Genomic DNA, 17,826 nt, shown 5'->3' on the forward strand with positions numbered 1-17,826 from the left:
AGAGGCCTCATGACGCGATCAACCTTGAAACGGCTGCTGTTGCAGGTGGCGTTTGTGCTGTCCTGGAGCTCCGGCTACATCGGCGCCAAGTTGGGTACGCAAGGCAGCGGGGCATTCAACCTGCTGTTCTGGCGCTTCTTGCTGGTGTCGGTGTGCCTGGGGCTGTTTTTGAACGTGAAGCTGTTGAAGGTGACCTGGGCTCAGATTCGCCATTACGCCGTGATCGGCTTTCTCTCGCAGTTCCTCTACCTGAGCTGCCTGTATGTGGCGATCCAAAACGGATTGCCGCCCGGCATTGCGGCCATCATCGCGGCGCTGCAGCCGTTGATGACGGCGGCATTGTCGACCGGCAGCGCTGCCGAGCGCAGCGGTGGCTGGCAGTGGGTCGGGTTGATGATCAGCTTTGCCGGGGTCTCCATCGTAATCGCCGGGCAGTACAGCAGTGGCGGGCAGAGCGTCGGCTTTGTCATGTACTTGTTGCCACTGGCCGCAGCGCTGGGGCTGACACTGGCGACCTTGTACGAGCGCCGGGCCGCGCAGCGCCAGGACGCGGGGTTGGTGTTGCCGCTGTTCATCCAGTCGTTGCTCACGCTGATCGGCTTTTCCGGCGCCGTGCTCTATACCGGCACCTTCAGTGTTCCTCATGACTCGGACGTGTTGATCTCTATCGCCTGGCTGACGGTGTTTTCCACATTCGTCGCGTATTTGAGCTTGTGGATGTTGTTGCGGGTAATGACAGCGACCCACGTGGCAGCGCTGGTCTATCTGGAGCCACCGGTCACCCTGGTGTGGGCGGCGTTGATGTTTGGCGATGCGATCCAGGGCTCAACCTACGCCGGCATTGCAGTGGTGGTGGCGGGGCTGGTGCTGGTGCGTCTGAAACAACCGACCGTCGCCTGTGCTTCCTGAGGTCCGCAGGTTCAGCAAGCCGACAGACATCACCTGTTAAAAAGAACCCATAGCCAAGCAGGAGCGCGGCTGAAACATGGGGGCATTTTTTACTGGTGCAGGTGCTGGGCGTACGCGCCCGAGGATTTTGTATGTTGCTACGTTATGCGGCATTGGCGGCAGTTGTCGTCGCAGCGTCCGGGTGTGTGCAAGAGCGTGTGGTGCATGAGCGCGGGCCGGTACAGCGTGAGTATGTCGAAGTGGTCGCGCCGCAACCGCCACCGGTTCAGGTGATCGAGGTCGAACCGGCTCCGCGCTACGGTTATGTCTGGTCACGCGGCTACTGGCGCTGGGCCGGCGGGCGATACGTCGCGGTGCATGGCCATTGGGAGCAAGTGCGCGAAGGCTATCGTTATGTGCATCCGCATTGGGTGCAGCGCAATGACGGTTACCACTGGCAGGGCGGTGGCTGGGTTCGCTGAACCCTGGCCGAACGCCTGGCCGCAGGCGTGAGCGGGTTCGCGCCTGCAAAAAACACTAGGTCGGCTTTTGGGTACCCAGCAGCCGAACCTCCCGCAGCAACGCGGCACCGAGCTGATCGGTGCCCAATTCCTTGTAGCCCACCGCCTTGATCTCGCCGTTTTCTTCGGCCTGGATGATGATCACCGGCGTTTCCTTGCCGGTGGCTTCGTCCACATGCAGGGCGTACTGGGGAATATCCAGCTTGATCGGCGTGCCCGCTGCCTTGCCTTGCACATTGATCAGGAACGCCGCGCAGCCAGTGTCGACATCCACACTGGTGGCGGGGCGGCCGCTGACGAAGCAGGTTTGCGGCAGGTCGGGCCAGGCGATGGTGTCGGCCAGGGTAAAGGTCGGCGTCAGGGCCAAGGCTGCGAGCAAAAGCGTGCGCACGTTGGGTTTCTCTCGATCAAGGGTAGAGGCGGTTTTTACCAAAGCCCGCAATTCACTGCAACGCTGCCTCAGGTCAGGCGTTTCATCCCGGTGGCCTTGGCCGCGTTGAGGTCAAAGGTGGCGGTGTATTCACAGCCTGCCGCATGGGCACAGCGCTCTATCAGGTAGTCGGCAAACTCGGCTTTGCCTGCCGTGAATCGTCGCAGCGCCTGCCAGATGATCTCGGCATGTTCGACGGTCAATTCACGCGTACGCAGCAGCGTCTCCAAAACCGTCACCACGTCACTCTTGGCCGATTGGTAGCAGCTTTGTAACACCCATACCAGTTCCACCACGCACACCAGGCTGACAAAACCCGGCGAAAGCGTGGTGAGCGATTCGATCAGCTCGGACGCCTTCGGGGATTGAACGGGATCATCCTGGGTGACATACCGCACCAGCACATTGGTATCCAGGCCGATCATTGCGCTTTTGCTCCCTGCGCAGCGATGGCGCGGTTCATGTCGTCAATCGACACGGCCTGGGCGGGCTTGCGGATCAACCCCTTGAGGTCCTGAACGGTTTTGCTCGCGGCGATGATGGAAAACTTGCCGTCTTCCGTTTCGACAAATTCAACCCGGTCGCCGGTTTCCAGGCCGAGTGCGGTCCTGACTTGGACAGGAATGGTGATTTGCCCTTTTGAAGTAAGTGTGGCGGTCGCCATAGTGAAGATCTCCATCGTAATGTTCCTTACCCTAAGGTAAGGATTGATGAAGGACAAGATCCGTTGGTCCATAGGTCGCTCTGCTGGTAGGCGTGGGTGGGAACAGGTAAAACCCTAGTTCGAAGTTTTCACGTTCACACGCTTTTTAGAGCCCCCAAGAGATACAAGCTATGACCGACCGCCACCGCATCATCCCGCCCGCCATGCAACTCATCGTAGAGCGCGCGGGCTACGTGCCTGCCGTAAAAGTTGGCAACACTTTGTATTGCGCAGGCCAGGTCGGCCGCACGCCGGAATTGGCCGTGATAGAAGACCCCGAGGCGCAATTCATCGCCGCCTGGGAGAACCTGCGGCAAGTATTGGAGGAGGGCGGCTGCCGTTTTGAAGACGTGGTCGACATGACCACGTATCACGTTGATATGAGCCAGCACATGGCGGTTTTTCGCGAGGTGAAAAACCGCCTGTTCCCACGCGGGCATTGCGCCTGGACGACCATCGGCGTGACAGAACTGGCGCATCCCGGGTTACTGGTGGAAATCAAATGTGTGGCGGTACAGCGCTAATTCACTGCACCACGCGATAGCACGGCACATACGCGGCACCGCCCGGCAGCTTCATGCGGTGCTGGGCGACAAACGCCTGTAGCAGCTCGTCCAGCGGTTTCATGATGGCCGGGTCGCCGTGGATTTCGTACGGGCCGTGCTGCTCGATCAGGCGAATGCCCTTGTCCTTGACGTTACCGGCCACGATCCCCGAGAACGCACGGCGCAGGTTGGCGGCCAGTTCGTGGGGCGCCAGGGCGTGGCTCAGTTGCAGGCTGGCCATGTTTTCGTGGGTCGGGTCGAATGGGCGCTGGAAGCCTTCGTCGATCTTCAGCAGCCAGTTGAAGTGGAAGGCGTCGTTGCGCTCGCGGCGGAACTGCTTCACGGCCTTGAGCCCGGCCGTCATCTGGCGCGCCACTTCCGCTGGGTCGTCGATGATGATCTGGTAGTGCGCCTGCGCCGCTTCGCCGAGGGTGGCACCGACGAAGGCATGCAGTTGTTGCAGGTACGGCGCCGCATGTTTCGGCCCGGTGAGGATGACCGGGAACGGCACGTCGCGGTTGTCCGGGTGCATCAGGATGCCCAGCAGGTACAGGAACTCTTCAGCCGTGCCGGCGCCGCCCGGGAAGATGATGATGCCGTGGCCGACGCGCACGAAGGCTTCCAGGCGTTTTTCGATGTCCGGCAAAATCACCAGCTCGTTAACGATCGGGTTTGGCGCTTCGGCAGCGATGATGCCCGGCTCGGTCAGGCCCAGGTAGCGGCCGCCGGTGATGCGCTGTTTGGCGTGGGAAATGGTCGCGCCCTTCATCGGACCTTTCATCACGCCAGGGCCGCAGCCGGTGCACACGTCGAGGCTGCGCAGGCCCAGTTCGTGGCCGACTTTCTTGGTGTATTTGTATTCTTCGGTATTGATCGAGTGGCCGCCCCAACACACCACGATTTTCGGCTCGACACCCGGGCGCAGCGTACGGGCGTTGCGCAGCAGGTGGAACACGTAGTCGGTGATGCCCTGGGAATTGCTCAGGTCGATGCGCTGGCTGTCCAGCTCGTTCTCGGTGTAGACGATGTCGCGCAGGGCGCTGAACAGCATTTCGCGGGTGCTGGCGATCATTTCGCCGTCGACGAAGGCGTCGGCCGGCGCATTCAACAGTTCCAGGCGTACGCCGCGATCCTGTTGATGGATACGCACTTCAAAGTCTTTATAGGCGTCGAGGATGGTCTTGGCGTTGTCGATGTGCGCGCCGGTGTTAAGGATGGCCAAAGCGCACTGGCGGAACAACGTGTAGATGCTGCCGGTACCGGCTTCGCTCAGTTGCTGGACTTCACGCTGGGACAGGGTTTCGAGGCTGCCCTTGGGGCTGACGGAGGCATTGATGACTTGACGTTGGGGCATTCTGATTCCTTGAAAGCACAGCCACCGCACCCGCCAGGGGTGGCGATGGCTGGAGAATGGTGAGCGCCGAACTCGGTCGCACGAGACGCACAGTTTGGCAGGCATGAGGCCGTGCGCAAACTCCGTCCAGCACCATCATGCCGCAGAACTTACTGAATCAGCTTCCAGTTTTTGTAGAAAACCCGACGCAGGGTGAACACCAGCCCGGCAAAGCCCGAGATCACGGCGTTGAGCACGGAGGGCAGCAAGGTCGGCCGCACAATATCGATGAACAGGCAGTAACGCTTGGCGTCGTTCTTGTTGAAGGACGCGTGCATCAGCGTGTCATCGAAGATAAACAGCGGGTCGTCGTGCCAATAATGCTTGTGTTTGCCCACCTGGATGTAAACACCCTCGTGGTGCGGCGCCGGCGCCATGTTGTAGAGCACTCGGAACATCATGCGCAGCGGGCCGAAGTGGAACGACGTCGAGCGGTTTTCGTTGAACACCGACACCCCGATGGTCTTCACGAACGGCAGTTTTTTGCGCAGCTGCGGGATGTCCAGCGTGGTTTCGATCGGGCGGCCGTACCATTGGAAAAACAACATGCCGCGCTTTTTCTCGGCCATGCGTTCGTCCAGGTAACCGATGATTTCGTCCTTGTGGGCCATGGCGTCGTCGATTACCTGCTGCAGGTCTTCACGCCAGGCGGGCGGCAGGTCGTTCATGGTGTAGACGTGGCGGTTGCGCAGGCTGAACAGGTCGAACAGGGTATTGAACGGCGCCAATATCCACGTGTTGCGGCCGTTGCCGACGAAGTATTTCTTGATCGTGTCGCGGTCGTACAGGCCGTTGCGCAGGAAGTCATAAATGCCGCAGAACAGCACCAGCAACAGAAATACCAGGGTGGTGCGCGGGAAGCAGTACATGAACAACAGAACGCCCAGCACCCAGGCGGCTGAGACCAGCTTTTTTTGAACAGCACTTTTACTCATGAAGCGTGGCTCCGAACCTGAAACAAAGCGAAACAATGTTGCCATGATAGTGGGTTCCGGCGGCGCTGGGCGTTTTAAATATTGCGAAATTGTGAAGGCCTGGCACAGTTTTTAACCCGCCCGGTGGCGTATCCGGCCTTTTGTTGATTGGATTTTGTAAACAGAAGATTTGCGACTATCGTGACGCTTCGGTTTTTTGGACGTCATAGACCGGTACGATTAAGTTGAATGGCCACCATTGGCCTTCGGCACCTTGGAAGAGGCAGAAATTTTATGATCATCAAACCGCGGGTTCGTGGCTTTATCTGTGTGACCGCTCACCCTGTTGGCTGTGAAGCGAACGTCAAAGAGCAGATCGACTACGTCACCCAGCATGGCGTCATCGAAGGCGGCCCAAAGAAGGTGCTGGTCCTCGGCGCCTCCACCGGTTACGGCCTGGCCGCGCGCATCAGTGCTGCGTTTGGCTGCGGCGCCGATACCCTGGGTGTGTTTTTTGAGAAAGAAGGCGAAGAAGGCAAGCTGAGCTCCGCCGGCTGGTACAACAGCGCAGCGTTCGAGAAGTTTGCCGTTGAAAAAGGCCTGTACGCCAAGAGCATCAACGGCGACGCGTTCTCCGACGAGATCAAGCGCCTGACCATCGAAACCATCAAGAAAGATCTCGGCAAAATCGACCTGGTGGTGTACAGCCTGGCCGCGCCACGCCGTACCGACCCGCAAGGCGTGGTGCACACCTCCACCCTCAAGCCGATCGGCAAGGCCGTGACCCTGCGCGGTATCAATACCGACAAAGGCGTTGTGGTCGATACCACGCTTGAGCCTGCGACCCAGGAAGAAATCGACGGCACCGTGAAAGTCATGGGCGGCGAAGACTGGCAGCTGTGGATCGACGCGCTGCGTGACGCCGACGTGCTGGCTGAAGGCGCCAAGACCACCGCCTTCACCTACCTTGGTGAAAAGCTGACCCAGGACATTTACTGGAACGGCTCCATCGGCGAAGCCAAGAAAGACCTCGACAAGAAAGTCCTGACCCTGCGCGACAACCTTGCTGCACTCAAGGGCGACGCCCGTGTGTCGGTGCTCAAGGCGGTGGTCACCCAGGCCAGTTCGGCGATCCCGATCATGCCGCTGTACCTGTCGCTGCTGTTCAAAGTGATGAAAGAGCAGGGCACTCACGAAGGCTGCATCGAGCAGGTCTACGGCCTGTTCAAGGACAGCCTGTACGGCAAAGAGCCGAAGCTGGATGCCGACGGCCGCCTGCGTGCCGACCTGGCTGAGCTGGAGCCCAAAGTCCAGGACGCCGTGGCGGCGCTGTGGAACCAGGTGACTGACGACAACGTTAACGAAATCAGCGACTTTGCCGGTTACAAGGCTGAGTTCCTGCGTTTGTTCGGTTTTGAAATCGACGGCGTTGATTACGAAGCTGATGTGAATCCGACCGTGAAGATCAAAGGTCTGATCCAAGCCTAAACACGGTCCAAAATGTGGGAGCGGGCTTGCTCGCGAATGCGGTATGTCAGTATCAGATACAGGGGCTGACACTCCGCTTTCGCGAGCAAGAGCGCTCCCACATTTGCTTTGTGTGAATTCAAAACCCTCCTACACGCCATCGGGCTCCCGCCACTGTCCTTAATCTGCCAGACTCCTGCGGCTATCAAGCCACGCTAACGGAGGATCTGATGACGATTCGTGCAGTAGTTTTTGATTTCGGCGGTGTCCTGTTCGACTGGAACCCGCACCACTTGTACCGCCAGCTGATTGCCGACGATCACGAGCGGCAACACTTTCTCGACACCATTTGCACCCAAGCCTGGAACACCGAGCAGGACGCCGGTCGCAGCCTGGCCGAAGGCACGCGCCACCTGATCGAGCAGTACCCGGAACACGCACCCTTGATCCAGGCCTATTACGACCGTTGGCACGAAATGCTGCGCGGCGCGTTGCCAGAAGGTGTGGCGATTCTCGAGGCGTTGCATCAAGCCGATATGCCGCTGTTCGGGCTCACCAACTGGTCGGCTGAAACCTTTCCCTATGCGCGGGCCAACTACCCGTTCCTGCAGTATTTGCGCGACATTGTGGTCTCCGGCGAGCTGAAGCAAATCAAGCCGGACGCGGCGATCTATCACGCGAGCCTCAGCCAGGTGCGCGCCCATCTGCCGGATATCCAGCCGGGCGAGGTGGTGTTTATCGACGACGTGGCGGGCAATGTCGAGGCCGCCGTCGCCCTCGGTTGGCAAGGTATTCATCACGTGTCGGCCGAGCGTACTGCGGCGCGCCTGCGGGCGTTGGGCGTGGACTTCTAGCGCGCCCATTTTTCCATGGCGAAATCCACAAAGGCGCGCAGCTTGGGCAGGCGGTAGCGGTCCTGTCTGTAAAGCAGGTGCATGGGGCGGCGGGGTAGCGTGTAGGACGTTAACAAGGCTACCAGCTTGCCGCTCTCCAGGTCCGGCTGTACCAGGGCATCGGCCAGCATGATGATGCCCATGCCGTTCAGGGCCGCCTGGCGCAGGCCTTGCGAGCTGTTGATGGTCAATGACCCGGACACCGGCACCTCCACCTCGCCTTCCTCGCCAGTCAGGCGCCACAGTTTGTCGGAGTCGCGCCAGTTGTCGGTCGCGGGGTAGGCGAACGCCAGGCAGTCATGGTGCTGCAGGTCACTGGGTGTCTGCGGCGTGCCGCGGCGTGCCAGGTAATCCGGTGAAGCGCAGAGGGTGAGGGTGTAGGCCTGCATGGGCCGGGCGATCAGGCTGGAGGTTTCCAGCTCGCCAAGGCGGATTGCTACGTCGAAGCCGCTGTCGACCAGGTCCATCCGCTCGTTGCTGAGCACCACGTAGAGGTTGATCAGCGGGTAGCGCTGAGAAAATTCGCTCAGGGCAGGCGTCAGGCGTTCGGTGCCGAATACCGGTGGCGCGGTAATGCGCAGGTTGCCCTTGGGCGTTTCGCTGTGGGCCTGCTCCGCCAATACTTCAGAGTCGGCAACCAGCCCCAGTACCTCCAGGCAGCGCTGGTAATACTGCCCACCAAACTCGGTGAGGCTTTGCTTGCGCGTGGTGCGCTTGAGCAGGCTGACGCCCAGGCGCTGCTCCAGGGCGCGGAGGTGATTGCCGACCATGGTGGTCGACATCCCGCATTCCTGCGCGGCGGCCGTCATGCTGCCGCTCTCCACCACCTTGACGTACACCGACATTGCCTGGAACAGATCCATTATCAAGCCTTGGTTTAAAGTCATTACAGGAATGCGCAGTTTATCCAGCTCGGGTGGCTAACGATACTGGTGCCATCACTATGATGCACTGGAGCTTGCCACCATGACCGCCGCCTGCCTGATGACCACCTATCAACCCTTGGCCCTGAGCTTCACCCGCGGCCTGGGCACGCGCCTGTGGGACCAGCAGGGCCGTGAATACCTCGACGCGGTCGCCGGCGTGGCGGTGACCAATGTCGGGCACTCCCACCCTCGGCTGGTGACGGCGATCAGTGAACAGGCGGGCCTGCTGCTGCACACCTCCAACCTCTACAACATTGATTGGCAGCAACGGCTGGCCCAGCGCCTGGCACAGTTGTCTGGCCTTGACCGTGCGTTCTTCAACAACTCCGGCGCCGAAGCCAACGAAACAGCGCTGAAACTCGCTCGGCTGCATGGCTGGAAAAAGGGCATCGAAGAGCCGCTGGTGGTCGTGATGGAAAATGCGTTTCACGGGCGCACCCTCGGCACCATGGCGGCCAGCGACGGGCCGTCGGTGCGCCTGGGGTTTCAGCGCTTGCCGGGGGATTTTCTCAAGGTCGGGTTTGGCGACCTGGCGGCGCTGGAAGCCATCACGCAACAATTCGGCCCGCGCATTGCCGCGGTGCTGCTGGAACCGATCCAGGGCGAGAGTGGCGTGCTGCCAGCGCCGCCCGGCTACCTGAAAGCCCTGCGCGAGCATTGCACGCGCCACGGCTGGCTGATGATGCTCGACGAGATCCAGACCGGCATCGGCCGCACCGGCGCATGGTTTGCGTTCCAGCATGAAGGCATCGTGCCGGACGTGATGACGCTGGCCAAAGGCCTTGGCAATGGCGTGCCCATCGGCGCCTGCCTGGCCCGGGCCGCTGTGGCCCAGCTGTTCACACCCGGCAGCCACGGCAGCACATTCGGCGGCAACCCGCTGGCCTGCCGCGTGGGCTGCACGGTGCTGGACATTATTGAAGAGCAAGGCCTGCTGCAGAACGCCGCGCAACAGGGCGAACGGCTGTTGGCGCGCCTGCGTGTGGAGTTAAGCGAGCACCCGCAGGTGCTGGCGATTCGCGGGCAAGGCCTGATGGTCGGGATCGAACTGGCACAGCCTTACCGCGATCTGGCCTATCGCGCAGCGCACGAACATGGGCTTTTGATCAACGTGACGCGCGGCAAGATCATCCGCCTGCTGCCGCCGCTGACGCTGGAGGCCAAGGAGGTAGAGATGATCGTAAGGGCCATCGCCCGCTTATTGGACTGAAACCCGGTAAAAGTGTGGGAGCTGGCTTGCCTGCGATAGCATCACCTCGGTCTGACATTAAGACCGAGGCGCTTGCATCGCAGGCAAGCCAGCTCCCACACATGCACACATTGAATCCGTGTGACTTTCACAGATCTGGGCCGTTGAGCCACTCCTGATTCATGGTGTCGGTATCGCCCAGGTACTCCAGTAACCAACTCATCGCCGGCGACAATTTGCTCTGCGCCCAGGCCACGCACGACGGGCTGGCCGGGAACGGCCGGCGCAATTGCAGCGCGACCAGCTCGCCACGTTCGATCCACGGCAACACCTGATGCGCCGGCGCCATGCCCACGCACAGGCCATCGCGCAGGCAATCAAGCGCCGAGGACCAGTTGGGTACCACCAGCCGGCGTTGGTTATCCAGGGTCCAGGTGTCGCGCTTGGGCAGGTTGCGCGAGGTGTCGGTCATGCACAGCGAGGCGAACGGCCGCAGTTGATCGTCACTGAGCAAGCCGTCCAGCGCCGCCAGCGGATGCCTGGCGCTGACCACACACAGCCAGTTCAGCAGGCCCATGTCGCGAAAGGTGAAGTGGCTGGCCACCGGCACCGCGCTGGTGGCGCCGATCACAATGTCGGTGCGTTCATCGGCCAGGGCATCCCATACGCCGTTGTACACCTCGTATTCCAACAGCAATTCCACCTCGGGAAACTGCCGATAGAAGTCCAGCACCAGCTGCCGGCAGCGCTGGGGTTTGACGATGGAATCCACCGCAACCTTCAATTGGCCGCTCCAGCCATTCGCCACCTGCTGGCACAAACGCCGTGTACCGAGCATTTTTTTCATCACGCCGCGGGCTTCGTCTATAAATAGACGGCCGGCCGGGGTCAGCTCCACGTCACGATGGCGCCGCACAAACAGCGGCACCGCCAGCCATTCCTCGAGCTGACGCACCGTATAGCTGATGGCCGAAGGCACGCGGTGCAGTTCCTGGGCGGCCGCGCTGAAGCTGCCGTGGCGCGCCACGGCATCCACCACATCCAGCGAGTACTCGGACCACATGATGGTTGCCTTCAAAATATTTGATAGAGGTGTCCAATTATTATCGCTTCACACCCACACTGTCAGCTTCATAATGGGCGCCAGTCAGCAAATAGTTTGATGGCAAGGTCAGCAAGGCTTCAATGAAAAATTCTTTTGGTTTCACGTGGTACCTGGCGGGGCTGAGCATGCTCGGTTATCTCGCCATGGATATGTACTTGCCGGCGTTCGGCGCCATGGGCGAGCAGTTGCAGATCAGTGCGGGCGCTGTGGGCGCCAGCTTGAGTATTTTCCTCGCCGGTTTTGCGGTGGGGCAGTTGTTGTGGGGGCCGTTGTCCGACCGCCTCGGGCGCAAGCCGATACTGCTGGCGGGCCTGAGCCTGTTTGTAGTGGGTTGCCTGGGCATGTTCTGGGTCGAAACCGCGCCGCAACTGCTGGCGTTGCGTTTTATGCAAGCGATTGGCGTGTGTTCTGCGGCGGTGAGCTGGCAGGCACTGGTGATCGACCGATACCCGGCCGATAAGGCGCATCGCGTGTTCGCCAGCATCATGCCGCTGATGTCGCTGTCACCGGCCCTGGCGCCGTTGCTGGGCGCCATGGTGTTGAATCACTTCGGCTGGCAGGCGATCTTCGGTGTACTGCTGGGCGTGTCGCTGCTGTTGCTGCTGCCGACTTTGTTGCTGCGCAAAATGCCCAAACGTCGGGCAGAGGAGGGCGAACCTTCGCGCCTCGGTTATGGGCAGTTGCTGACCTCCCGCGTGTTCACCGGCAACGTGATGATCTTCGCAGCCTGCTCGGCCAGTTTCTTTGCCTGGTTGACGGCCTCGCCCTTCATCCTGGGCGACATGGGTTACAGCCCGAATGACATTGGCCTGAGCTACGTGCTGCCGACGTTGGCGTTTCTGATCGGTGGTTACAGCTGCCGCAGCGCATTGCAGCGCTATCAGGGCAAAACCCTGCTGCCCTGGTTACTGGTGGCGTACTGCATCAGCATGGTGGCGTTGTACCTGGTCGCCACGTTGACCGTGCCCACCCTGACCACCTTGCTGATCCCGTTCTGCCTGATGGCGCTGGTCAACGGTGCCAGTTACCCGATCGTGGTGGCGAATGCGCTGATGCCGTTTGCGGAAAATTCCGGCAAGGCAGCGGCACTGCAAAACACCTTGCAGCTGGGGCTGTGCTTTCTCAGCAGCCTGCTGGTGTCGTCGATGATTGACCAGCCGTTGCTGATCACCGTGATCGTGATGCTCGCAACGGCGCCGTTGGCGGTGCTGGGGTATTGGCTGGCGCGGCCGAAGACGGATAACTCGGAACTCGCAAACGCTTAAATCTGCACTGCGATCAAAAATGTGGGAGCTGGCTTGCCTGCGATAGCATCGAGTCGGTGATTCCGAAGTACCCAGGTGCCTGCATCGCAGGCAAGCCAGCTCCCACAGTTGATTGGGTTTCTTCAGGGGTTAGAACGTGACTTCCATGTTCAGCGTTGGCGTGGAAGTCCGAGTTCCCCGGCCGCCGTCCACGCCGAACTTGTTGTGCCAGTACTCATAGCCCACCCCGAGATACAGGTTCGGCTTCACACTTTTACCCGGCCTTACCGCCACCATCAGCGCGGTGCGCATCAGCGTTTCTGGCGCGGTGTCGCGGCCATGGTAGTCCTCGCCTTTTTCCCCAACGTAATTGATAAAACCCTGGAATTTCGCCGCATGGTTGGCGATGTCGAACGGGCGCATCCACGTCAGGTTGAGCATGAAGGTGTCGTCAAACGTATGGTTTGACTCCTGCGCGCCGGGGATGCCGGTGTGGTTCTTTTCCTTGTAGTACATCAGGCTCAGGTCCAACACACCGACCGTGTTGAACTTCAGCGTCGGGCCGATCACCAGTGCGCGCTTTTTGGCTGAGGCGACGTTGTTGTTGCGGTTGGCATCAAAGCCCAGCGTCAGCGCGTAATCCTTGATCAACCCAGTGCCGAGCGGCACATCAAACACCCGCGATGCATACAGTTGATGCCGGTAAACGGCGTAGACCTCACTGCCGCCATGGTCGGTGCCCTTGCGCGGGTCGTGGCTGTCGGACAGGAACACATCCAGGTTCAGGTAGTTGCTGCCGTATTGGTAGCCACTGGCGTGGGTAAAGCTGTAGATGCGTTTGCTGAAGTCATCGGGGTTGTTCGGATTGGTGAAGTGTTGGCCATAGCGAAATCCTACGCTGTTGTTCATCCATTCCACCGCGACAGCCTCCCCACCGCCGAGAAGGGTCAATGCAACGGTTGCGCCCTGTAATGCCTTTTTCATTGTTTTAGGTCCTTTGGCGTTCTGGCTCATGACGGCCGGATTGTTTTTGTAACGCCGATGGAGGGTATCTTGTTCGATTGATTGTATACAACTCTATGGACATACAGTCCAAACATTGCATACAGTGTTCGCACAACAAAAACAGAGAACCCCTCACCATGACTATCCCTAAGGCGTCACCGCAGCGGCCAGAAGATGAGAATCTTGGCACCGCCGCCAACATGGCTTACGGCCTGCAGCATGTGCTCACCATGTACGGCGGCATCGTTGCCGTGCCGTTGATCGTCGGCCAGGCGGCCGGTTTGTCGCCGGCGGATATCGGCCTGTTGATCGCCGCGTCGCTGTTTGCCGGTGGCCTGGCCACGCTGTTGCAGACCCTGGGCCTGCCATTTTTTGGCTGCCAGCTGCCGCTGGTGCAGGGCGTGTCCTTTGCCGGTGTAGCGACCATGGTGGCGATAGTCGGCAGTGATGGCGCCGGCGGACTACCGGCGATTCTCGGCGCGGTGATGGCCGCGTCGTTTATCGGCTTGCTGATCACGCCGGTGTTCTCACGGATCACCAAGTTTTTTCCGCCGTTGGTCACCGGCATTGTGATCACCACCATTGGCCTCACACTGATGCCCGTGGCGGCACGCTGGGCCATGGGCGGCAACAGCCGCGCGGCGGATTTCGGCAGCATGGCCAATATCGGCCTCGCCGCGTTGACCCTGGTGCTGGTGTTGCTGCTGAGCAAGATCGGCAGCGCGGCCATTTCGCGGCTGTCGATTCTGTTGGCGATGGTGATCGGCACTGTGATCGCGGTGTTTTTGGGCATGGCGGATTTCTCCGGTGTGGCCCAGGGGCCCATGTTCGGCTTCCCCACGCCGTTCCATTTCGGCATGCCGACCTTTCATGTGGCGGCAATCATTTCCATGTGCATCGTGGTGATGGTCACCCTGGTGGAAACCTCGGCGGACATCCTCGCGGTGGGCGAGATCATCGACACCAAGGTCGATTCCAAGCGCCTGGGTAATGGTTTGCGCGCCGACATGCTGTCGAGCATGTTCGCGCCGATCTTCGGTTCATTCACCCAAAGCGCGTTCGCCCAGAACGTCGGACTGGTGGCAGTGACCGGGGTAAAGAGCCGCTTTGTGGTGGCCACGGGCGGGGTGTTTCTGGTGGTGCTGGGGCTGTTGCCGTTTATGGGCCGGGTGATCGCGGCCGTGCCGACATCGGTGCTCGGCGGCGCCGGCATCGTGCTGTTCGGCACCGTGGCGGCCAGTGGTATTCGCACGCTGTCCAAGGTGGATTACCGCAACAACATGAACCTGATCATCGTGGCCACGTCTATCGGCTTCGGCATGATCCCCATCGCGGCGCCGAACTTCTACGACCACTTCCCCACCTGGTTCGCGACCATTTTCCACTCGGGCATCAGTTCGTCGGCGATCATGGCGATCCTGCTGAACCTGGCGTTCAACCACTTCACCGCGGGTAACTCGGACCAGCAGTCGGTGTTCGTGGCGGGCACTGAGCGCAGTTTGTGCTTCCACGATGTGGCGGCATTGCGCGATGGGGATTACTTCAGCGGCGGCAAGTTGTTTGATGCTGAAGGGAAAGAAATTCCGGTGGTGGCTGACGTGCCAAGGAAGGCCGTAAAACCTGAAACCACCGAAGTCTAAAAATGTGGGAGCGGGCTTGCTCGCGAATGCGCTGGATCAGTCGAAACCTTCATTGACTGACACCCAGCATTCGCGAGCAAGCCCGCTCCCACAGTGGAATTAGCCCGCCTTGAGGACGTTGTGCGGCACTGAGCACACCTCATCCAGAAACTTCACCACGGTCCCCATGCACGCCTGGCGCTCTTCCACGTGGGGCATGTGGCTGGAATCTTCAAACAGCGCCCAGCGCACGTCCGCGATCTCATCCAGAAACGGCTTGACCACCAGTGGCGTCGCCTCGTCGTGTCGGCCGGAAATCACCAGGGTCGGCACATTGATCGCCGACAGGCGGCCAATCACATTCCAGTCCTTGAGGCTGCCAATCACGTGAAACTCGGTCGGGCCGCTCATGGCGTGGTACACCGTCGGGTCGGCGTCCACCGCTGCGAAGGTGCGGGCCACTTCTTCCGGCCACGGTATGACACGGCACACGTGCTGGTCATAAAAAATCCGCGAGGCGGCGAGGTATTCCGGGTCCTGGTAGGTGCCGGCCTGTTCGTGTTTGAGCAGGGTTTCGTGCACGCCTTCAGGCAGCAGTTGGCGCAGGCGGTTGGCTTCGCTGACCCACGTGCGCATGCAGGTGGGCGAGTTGGCCGGGATAAACGCGCGCAAGCCCTTCGGCTGCAGAATCGCGTGCTCGCTGCCGAGCATGCCGCCCCAGGATTGCCCGAGGATCGCGTAGTTGTCGCTGATCTGCAGGTGGTCCAGCAGGTTGTTCAACTCTTCAAGGAACAGGCCGATGGTCCAGAACGACGGGTCTTTGTCCGGCAAATGGGTGGAGCGGCCATTGCCCAACTGGTCGTAGTGAATCACCGCATGGCCGCTGGCAGCCACGTCTTTGAAGGCGTCGACATAGTCATGGGTGCAGCCGGGGCCGCCGTGGATGATCACCAACGGTGTACGGCCGGTGGTCAGGTCGCCAGTGACGCGGTACCAGGTCTGGTAGGCGCCGAATGCCGCATAACCTTCGCGGACTTTCTCGATGAATTCCATTTCGTACCCTGCTCTGAAAAAAAGGATCAGGGATACGATAGTCCGCACACGAGGTTTAAGTAACTAGCAAAACAGCTAGGTTTTGCCGAAGTTTCAGTCTTCCAGCAAGCGGTAATGCGTGGCGCGAACCACCGCCTGCACGCGGTTCTTGGCCCCCAACTTGTGCATCGCCGAGGCCAGGTGCAGGGTGACCACCGCCAGCGAGCGGCTCAACTGGGTGGCGATTTCGGCAGCGGTCAGGCCATCGGCAGCCCATTTCAGGCATTCACGCTCGCGTTTGGTCAGGTGAATATGCGGGTAAGTGCGCAGCTCTTTGCTGAACAGCGGGTAAGCCGCTTCCTGCAGGGCATGGGTGATCAGGCTGAAGTCCGCCAGGGTCTGCTGCGCATCCTTCAACACCGTGCTGGCCTTGCCGGTGCGCAAGCCGGTGAGTGACGCGAAACCACCGCGAGGCAGGTGAATCGGCACGCTGACGCCGCAGGTCAGTTGGCGTTCATGCAGGTAAGAAGACACGGGGGCGTGGCAGGGGTCGATGATTTTCTGCAGCGCGGTCTGGGCTTTTGCCTCGTAGGACCATACGAACGGGGACACCGTGCTCAGGGCCAGGTGTTGCACCGGGTCGATCTGGTAAAACCCTTCGCTGCACCATAACGCATGCCAGTCGGGCGGCGTGTTGCGCAGCTCCAGCACCGAGGGCGTGATCAGCGAGCCGTCCTGGTCGATGGGCACCGGCGTGTAGTCGTACACCAGCGCGTCGAAGCCCAGCTGCTGGGCCAGGATAAAGGTATTGTCCATCTGTTCATCCAGGCTCCTGCCCGGCATCAGACGATTATTGAAGGCAGTCAGCCTGGTCAGCATCCGTTCTGCTCCCGAATTCATTTGAATCTCGACTTGCGGCAAGTAGAATGCCACGCCCCGGCGAAGGACTGCCAGGCCAAACCTATAAGAAATACTAGGTTATGGACGCACGGCATCCTCGGTAGTGTTGGCCTGATAAACGGCCGCTACCCGCCAGGCCGATACAACACAAGGAATGTATGCATGTGGCGTGAAATTGCCCCCGACCAGCAGTACAACGTGCAAGTCGACGGCCATAACCTCGTGGTCTACAGCTTTGGCGCTGGCGATGAGGTGCTCTTGTGCCTCAATGGCGGCCCGGGCCTGCCGTGTGACTACTTGCGCGACGCCCATGGCTGGCTCAAAGCGCATAACCTGCGAGTGGTTGCATTCGACCAGCTTGGCACCGGCGCATCAGCCAGACCGACTGATGTTTCCTTGTGGGAAATCAGCCGTTATGTCGAAGAAGTCGAAACCGTGCGCCAGGCCCTCGGCCTGGGCCGCGTGCACCTGCTCGGGCATTCCTGGGGCGGCTGGCTGGGCATCGAATACGCCATCCATTACCCCGATGCGCTGAAAAGCCTGATCCTCGAAAACACTGTCGGCGACATCCCGCACCTGTCCCAGGAACTCGAACGCCTGCGCGGTGCCCTCGGCAGCGAAACCGTGGCCATGATGCAGCGTCATGAAGCCATGGGCACCCTGGACCACCCGCAGTACCAGGCCGCCATCACCTTGCTCAACTACCGCCACGTCTGCCGCCTGGATGAATGGCCGGAGCCGGTCAAGCGCTCGCTCGGCGACTGGAACATGGGCCCGTACGAAACCATGCAAGGCCCCAACGAATTCCTCTACATCGGCAACCTCAAGGACTGGAACCGCATCCCCGAGATGGCCGAGTTCAAGATGCCGATCCTGATCACCACCGGCCAGCACGATGAGCTCACGCCCGCCTGCGCGCATCGCATGAAGCTGGCCGCCAGGCATGCCGAGTTGCACGTGTTCCCCAACAGCAGCCACATGCCTTTTTATGAGGAGCCCCACGCGTACTTCCCGGTGCTGCTGGACTTCCTCGCGCGTCACCGGGGCTGACA

Annotated in this window: 19 protein-coding genes; 9 read left to right on the top strand and 10 right to left on the bottom strand. The window is 60.5% G+C overall.

Annotation, left to right across the window (positions count from 1 at the left end; all coding sequences use genetic code 11):
- The first annotated feature begins 9 nt into the window (after nucleotides 1–9).
- Nucleotides 10–909: a DMT family transporter gene (locus tag C4J83_RS08390; RefSeq protein ID WP_124416777.1), complete on the top strand. Its 900-nt coding sequence runs from the start codon at nucleotides 10–12 to the stop codon at nucleotides 907–909.
- Between the two features lie 131 nt (nucleotides 910–1,040).
- On the top strand, nucleotides 1,041–1,370 hold the full coding sequence (locus C4J83_RS08395; RefSeq protein ID WP_106576901.1) for a YXWGXW repeat-containing protein: 330 nt from the start codon (nucleotides 1,041–1,043) through the stop codon (nucleotides 1,368–1,370).
- A 55-nt stretch (nucleotides 1,371–1,425) separates the two neighbouring features.
- Here the strand turns inward: C4J83_RS08395 and C4J83_RS08400 are convergent, their stop codons facing one another.
- The 3 genes from C4J83_RS08400 to C4J83_RS08410 form a co-directional block, all read right to left on the bottom strand.
- Entirely contained in the window at nucleotides 1,426–1,800 is a 375-nt protein-coding gene (locus tag C4J83_RS08400) for a hypothetical protein (RefSeq protein WP_106576900.1), read from the bottom strand.
- A 68-nt stretch (nucleotides 1,801–1,868) separates the two neighbouring features.
- Nucleotides 1,869–2,264 (bottom strand): type II toxin-antitoxin system VapC family toxin, encoded by a 396-nt coding sequence (locus tag C4J83_RS08405; RefSeq protein ID WP_106576899.1) that lies wholly within the window; start codon nucleotides 2,262–2,264, stop codon nucleotides 1,869–1,871.
- Entirely contained in the window at nucleotides 2,261–2,518 is a 258-nt protein-coding gene (locus C4J83_RS08410; protein ID WP_106576898.1) for an AbrB/MazE/SpoVT family DNA-binding domain-containing protein, read from the bottom strand. Before C4J83_RS08410 ends, C4J83_RS08405 begins: the two co-directional genes overlap by 4 nt.
- A 155-nt stretch (nucleotides 2,519–2,673) precedes the next feature.
- On the opposite strand from C4J83_RS08410, the gene C4J83_RS08415 reads away from it, so the two are divergent.
- Nucleotides 2,674–3,066 (top strand): RidA family protein, encoded by a 393-nt coding sequence (locus C4J83_RS08415; RefSeq protein ID WP_124416778.1) that lies wholly within the window; start codon nucleotides 2,674–2,676, stop codon nucleotides 3,064–3,066.
- A 1-nt stretch (nucleotide 3,067) separates the two neighbouring features.
- On the opposite strand, the gene ppnN is transcribed toward C4J83_RS08415, so the two are convergent.
- Complete coding sequence (ppnN, locus tag C4J83_RS08420) at nucleotides 3,068–4,441, bottom strand: nucleotide 5'-monophosphate nucleosidase PpnN (RefSeq protein WP_106576896.1); 1,374 nt, start codon at nucleotides 4,439–4,441, stop codon at nucleotides 3,068–3,070.
- A gap of 149 nt (nucleotides 4,442–4,590) precedes the next feature.
- Nucleotides 4,591–5,415: an aspartyl/asparaginyl beta-hydroxylase domain-containing protein gene (locus C4J83_RS08425; protein WP_106576895.1), complete on the bottom strand. Its 825-nt coding sequence runs from the start codon at nucleotides 5,413–5,415 to the stop codon at nucleotides 4,591–4,593.
- A 273-nt stretch (nucleotides 5,416–5,688) separates the two neighbouring features.
- Here C4J83_RS08425 and fabV point away from each other — a divergent pair, with 273 nt between their 5' ends.
- Nucleotides 5,689–6,882: an enoyl-ACP reductase FabV gene (gene fabV, locus C4J83_RS08430; RefSeq protein WP_106576894.1), complete on the top strand. Its 1,194-nt coding sequence runs from the start codon at nucleotides 5,689–5,691 to the stop codon at nucleotides 6,880–6,882.
- 209 nt (nucleotides 6,883–7,091) lie between these two features.
- A complete protein-coding gene (locus tag C4J83_RS08435) occupies nucleotides 7,092–7,715 on the top strand; it encodes an HAD family hydrolase (RefSeq protein ID WP_124416779.1) in 624 nt (207 codons plus the stop codon).
- Here C4J83_RS08435 and C4J83_RS08440 read toward each other — a convergent pair.
- Nucleotides 7,712–8,617, bottom strand: coding sequence for a LysR family transcriptional regulator (locus C4J83_RS08440; protein WP_124416780.1), 906 nt, complete (start codon nucleotides 8,615–8,617; stop codon nucleotides 7,712–7,714). The two genes, C4J83_RS08435 and C4J83_RS08440, sit on opposite strands and share 4 nt — an antisense overlap.
- Before the next feature lie 103 nt (nucleotides 8,618–8,720).
- Here C4J83_RS08440 and C4J83_RS08445 point away from each other — a divergent pair, with 103 nt between their 5' ends.
- Complete coding sequence (locus tag C4J83_RS08445) at nucleotides 8,721–9,890, top strand: aspartate aminotransferase family protein (protein ID WP_124416781.1); 1,170 nt, start codon at nucleotides 8,721–8,723, stop codon at nucleotides 9,888–9,890.
- 127 nt (nucleotides 9,891–10,017) lie between these two features.
- Here the strand turns inward: C4J83_RS08445 and punR are convergent, their stop codons facing one another.
- Entirely contained in the window at nucleotides 10,018–10,932 is a 915-nt protein-coding gene (punR, locus tag C4J83_RS08455) for a DNA-binding transcriptional activator PunR (protein WP_124416783.1), read from the bottom strand.
- 122 nt (nucleotides 10,933–11,054) lie between these two features.
- Between punR and punC the strand changes: the two genes are divergently transcribed.
- Complete coding sequence (punC, locus tag C4J83_RS08460; protein WP_106576888.1) at nucleotides 11,055–12,239, top strand: purine nucleoside transporter PunC; 1,185 nt, start codon at nucleotides 11,055–11,057, stop codon at nucleotides 12,237–12,239.
- A 129-nt stretch (nucleotides 12,240–12,368) separates the two neighbouring features.
- Here punC and C4J83_RS08465 read toward each other — a convergent pair whose 3' ends face one another.
- Entirely contained in the window at nucleotides 12,369–13,202 is an 834-nt protein-coding gene (locus tag C4J83_RS08465) for a nucleoside-binding protein (protein WP_119739252.1), read from the bottom strand.
- A 158-nt stretch (nucleotides 13,203–13,360) separates the two neighbouring features.
- On the opposite strand from C4J83_RS08465, the gene C4J83_RS08470 reads away from it, so the two are divergent.
- The gene (locus tag C4J83_RS08470; protein WP_119739254.1) at nucleotides 13,361–14,863 is read left to right on the top strand and encodes a nucleobase:cation symporter-2 family protein; all 1,503 of its coding nucleotides are present in this window, start codon (nucleotides 13,361–13,363) and stop codon (nucleotides 14,861–14,863) included.
- A 99-nt stretch (nucleotides 14,864–14,962) separates the two neighbouring features.
- On the opposite strand, the gene C4J83_RS08475 is transcribed toward C4J83_RS08470, so the two are convergent.
- Complete coding sequence (locus C4J83_RS08475; RefSeq protein WP_106576885.1) at nucleotides 14,963–15,895, bottom strand: proline iminopeptidase-family hydrolase; 933 nt, start codon at nucleotides 15,893–15,895, stop codon at nucleotides 14,963–14,965.
- Between the two features lie 93 nt (nucleotides 15,896–15,988).
- Nucleotides 15,989–16,753, bottom strand: coding sequence for a LuxR family transcriptional regulator (locus tag C4J83_RS08480; RefSeq protein ID WP_119739256.1), 765 nt, complete (start codon nucleotides 16,751–16,753; stop codon nucleotides 15,989–15,991).
- A 183-nt stretch (nucleotides 16,754–16,936) separates the two neighbouring features.
- On the opposite strand from C4J83_RS08480, the gene C4J83_RS08485 reads away from it, so the two are divergent.
- Nucleotides 16,937–17,824 (top strand): proline iminopeptidase-family hydrolase, encoded by an 888-nt coding sequence (locus C4J83_RS08485; RefSeq protein ID WP_124416784.1) that lies wholly within the window; start codon nucleotides 16,937–16,939, stop codon nucleotides 17,822–17,824.
- The last annotated feature ends 2 nt before the right edge of the window (nucleotides 17,825–17,826 follow it).

Origin of the sequence: Pseudomonas sp. LBUM920, from assembly GCF_003852315.1 — a bacterium.
Classification (GTDB): Bacteria; Pseudomonadota; Gammaproteobacteria; order Pseudomonadales; family Pseudomonadaceae; genus Aquipseudomonas.

Excerpts from the sequence above, each read along its gene's own strand:
- C4J83_RS08445 (WP_124416781.1), top strand. The coding sequence starts at position 8,721 with ATGACCGCCGCCTGCCTGATGACCACCTATCAACCCTTGGCCCTGAGC.
- C4J83_RS08440 (WP_124416780.1), bottom strand. The coding sequence starts at position 8,617 with ATGGATCTGTTCCAGGCAATGTCGGTGTACGTCAAGGTGGTGGAGAGC.
- C4J83_RS08475 (WP_106576885.1), bottom strand. The coding sequence starts at position 15,895 with ATGGAATTCATCGAGAAAGTCCGCGAAGGTTATGCGGCATTCGGCGCC.
- C4J83_RS08415 (WP_124416778.1), top strand. The coding sequence starts at position 2,674 with ATGACCGACCGCCACCGCATCATCCCGCCCGCCATGCAACTCATCGTA.
- C4J83_RS08410 (WP_106576898.1), bottom strand. The coding sequence starts at position 2,518 with ATGGAGATCTTCACTATGGCGACCGCCACACTTACTTCAAAAGGGCAA.
- C4J83_RS08425 (WP_106576895.1), bottom strand. The coding sequence starts at position 5,415 with ATGAGTAAAAGTGCTGTTCAAAAAAAGCTGGTCTCAGCCGCCTGGGTG.
- C4J83_RS08465 (WP_119739252.1), bottom strand. The coding sequence starts at position 13,202 with ATGAAAAAGGCATTACAGGGCGCAACCGTTGCATTGACCCTTCTCGGC.
- C4J83_RS08405 (WP_106576899.1), bottom strand. The coding sequence starts at position 2,264 with ATGATCGGCCTGGATACCAATGTGCTGGTGCGGTATGTCACCCAGGAT.
- C4J83_RS08435 (WP_124416779.1), top strand. The coding sequence starts at position 7,092 with ATGACGATTCGTGCAGTAGTTTTTGATTTCGGCGGTGTCCTGTTCGAC.
- C4J83_RS08480 (WP_119739256.1), bottom strand. The coding sequence starts at position 16,753 with ATGCTGACCAGGCTGACTGCCTTCAATAATCGTCTGATGCCGGGCAGG.
- fabV (WP_106576894.1), top strand. The coding sequence starts at position 5,689 with ATGATCATCAAACCGCGGGTTCGTGGCTTTATCTGTGTGACCGCTCAC.
- C4J83_RS08470 (WP_119739254.1), top strand. The coding sequence starts at position 13,361 with ATGACTATCCCTAAGGCGTCACCGCAGCGGCCAGAAGATGAGAATCTT.
- C4J83_RS08395 (WP_106576901.1), top strand. The coding sequence starts at position 1,041 with ATGTTGCTACGTTATGCGGCATTGGCGGCAGTTGTCGTCGCAGCGTCC.
- punC (WP_106576888.1), top strand. The coding sequence starts at position 11,055 with ATGAAAAATTCTTTTGGTTTCACGTGGTACCTGGCGGGGCTGAGCATG.
- C4J83_RS08390 (WP_124416777.1), top strand. The coding sequence starts at position 10 with ATGACGCGATCAACCTTGAAACGGCTGCTGTTGCAGGTGGCGTTTGTG.
- punR (WP_124416783.1), bottom strand. The coding sequence starts at position 10,932 with ATGTGGTCCGAGTACTCGCTGGATGTGGTGGATGCCGTGGCGCGCCAC.
- C4J83_RS08485 (WP_124416784.1), top strand. The coding sequence starts at position 16,937 with ATGTGGCGTGAAATTGCCCCCGACCAGCAGTACAACGTGCAAGTCGAC.
- ppnN (WP_106576896.1), bottom strand. The coding sequence starts at position 4,441 with ATGCCCCAACGTCAAGTCATCAATGCCTCCGTCAGCCCCAAGGGCAGC.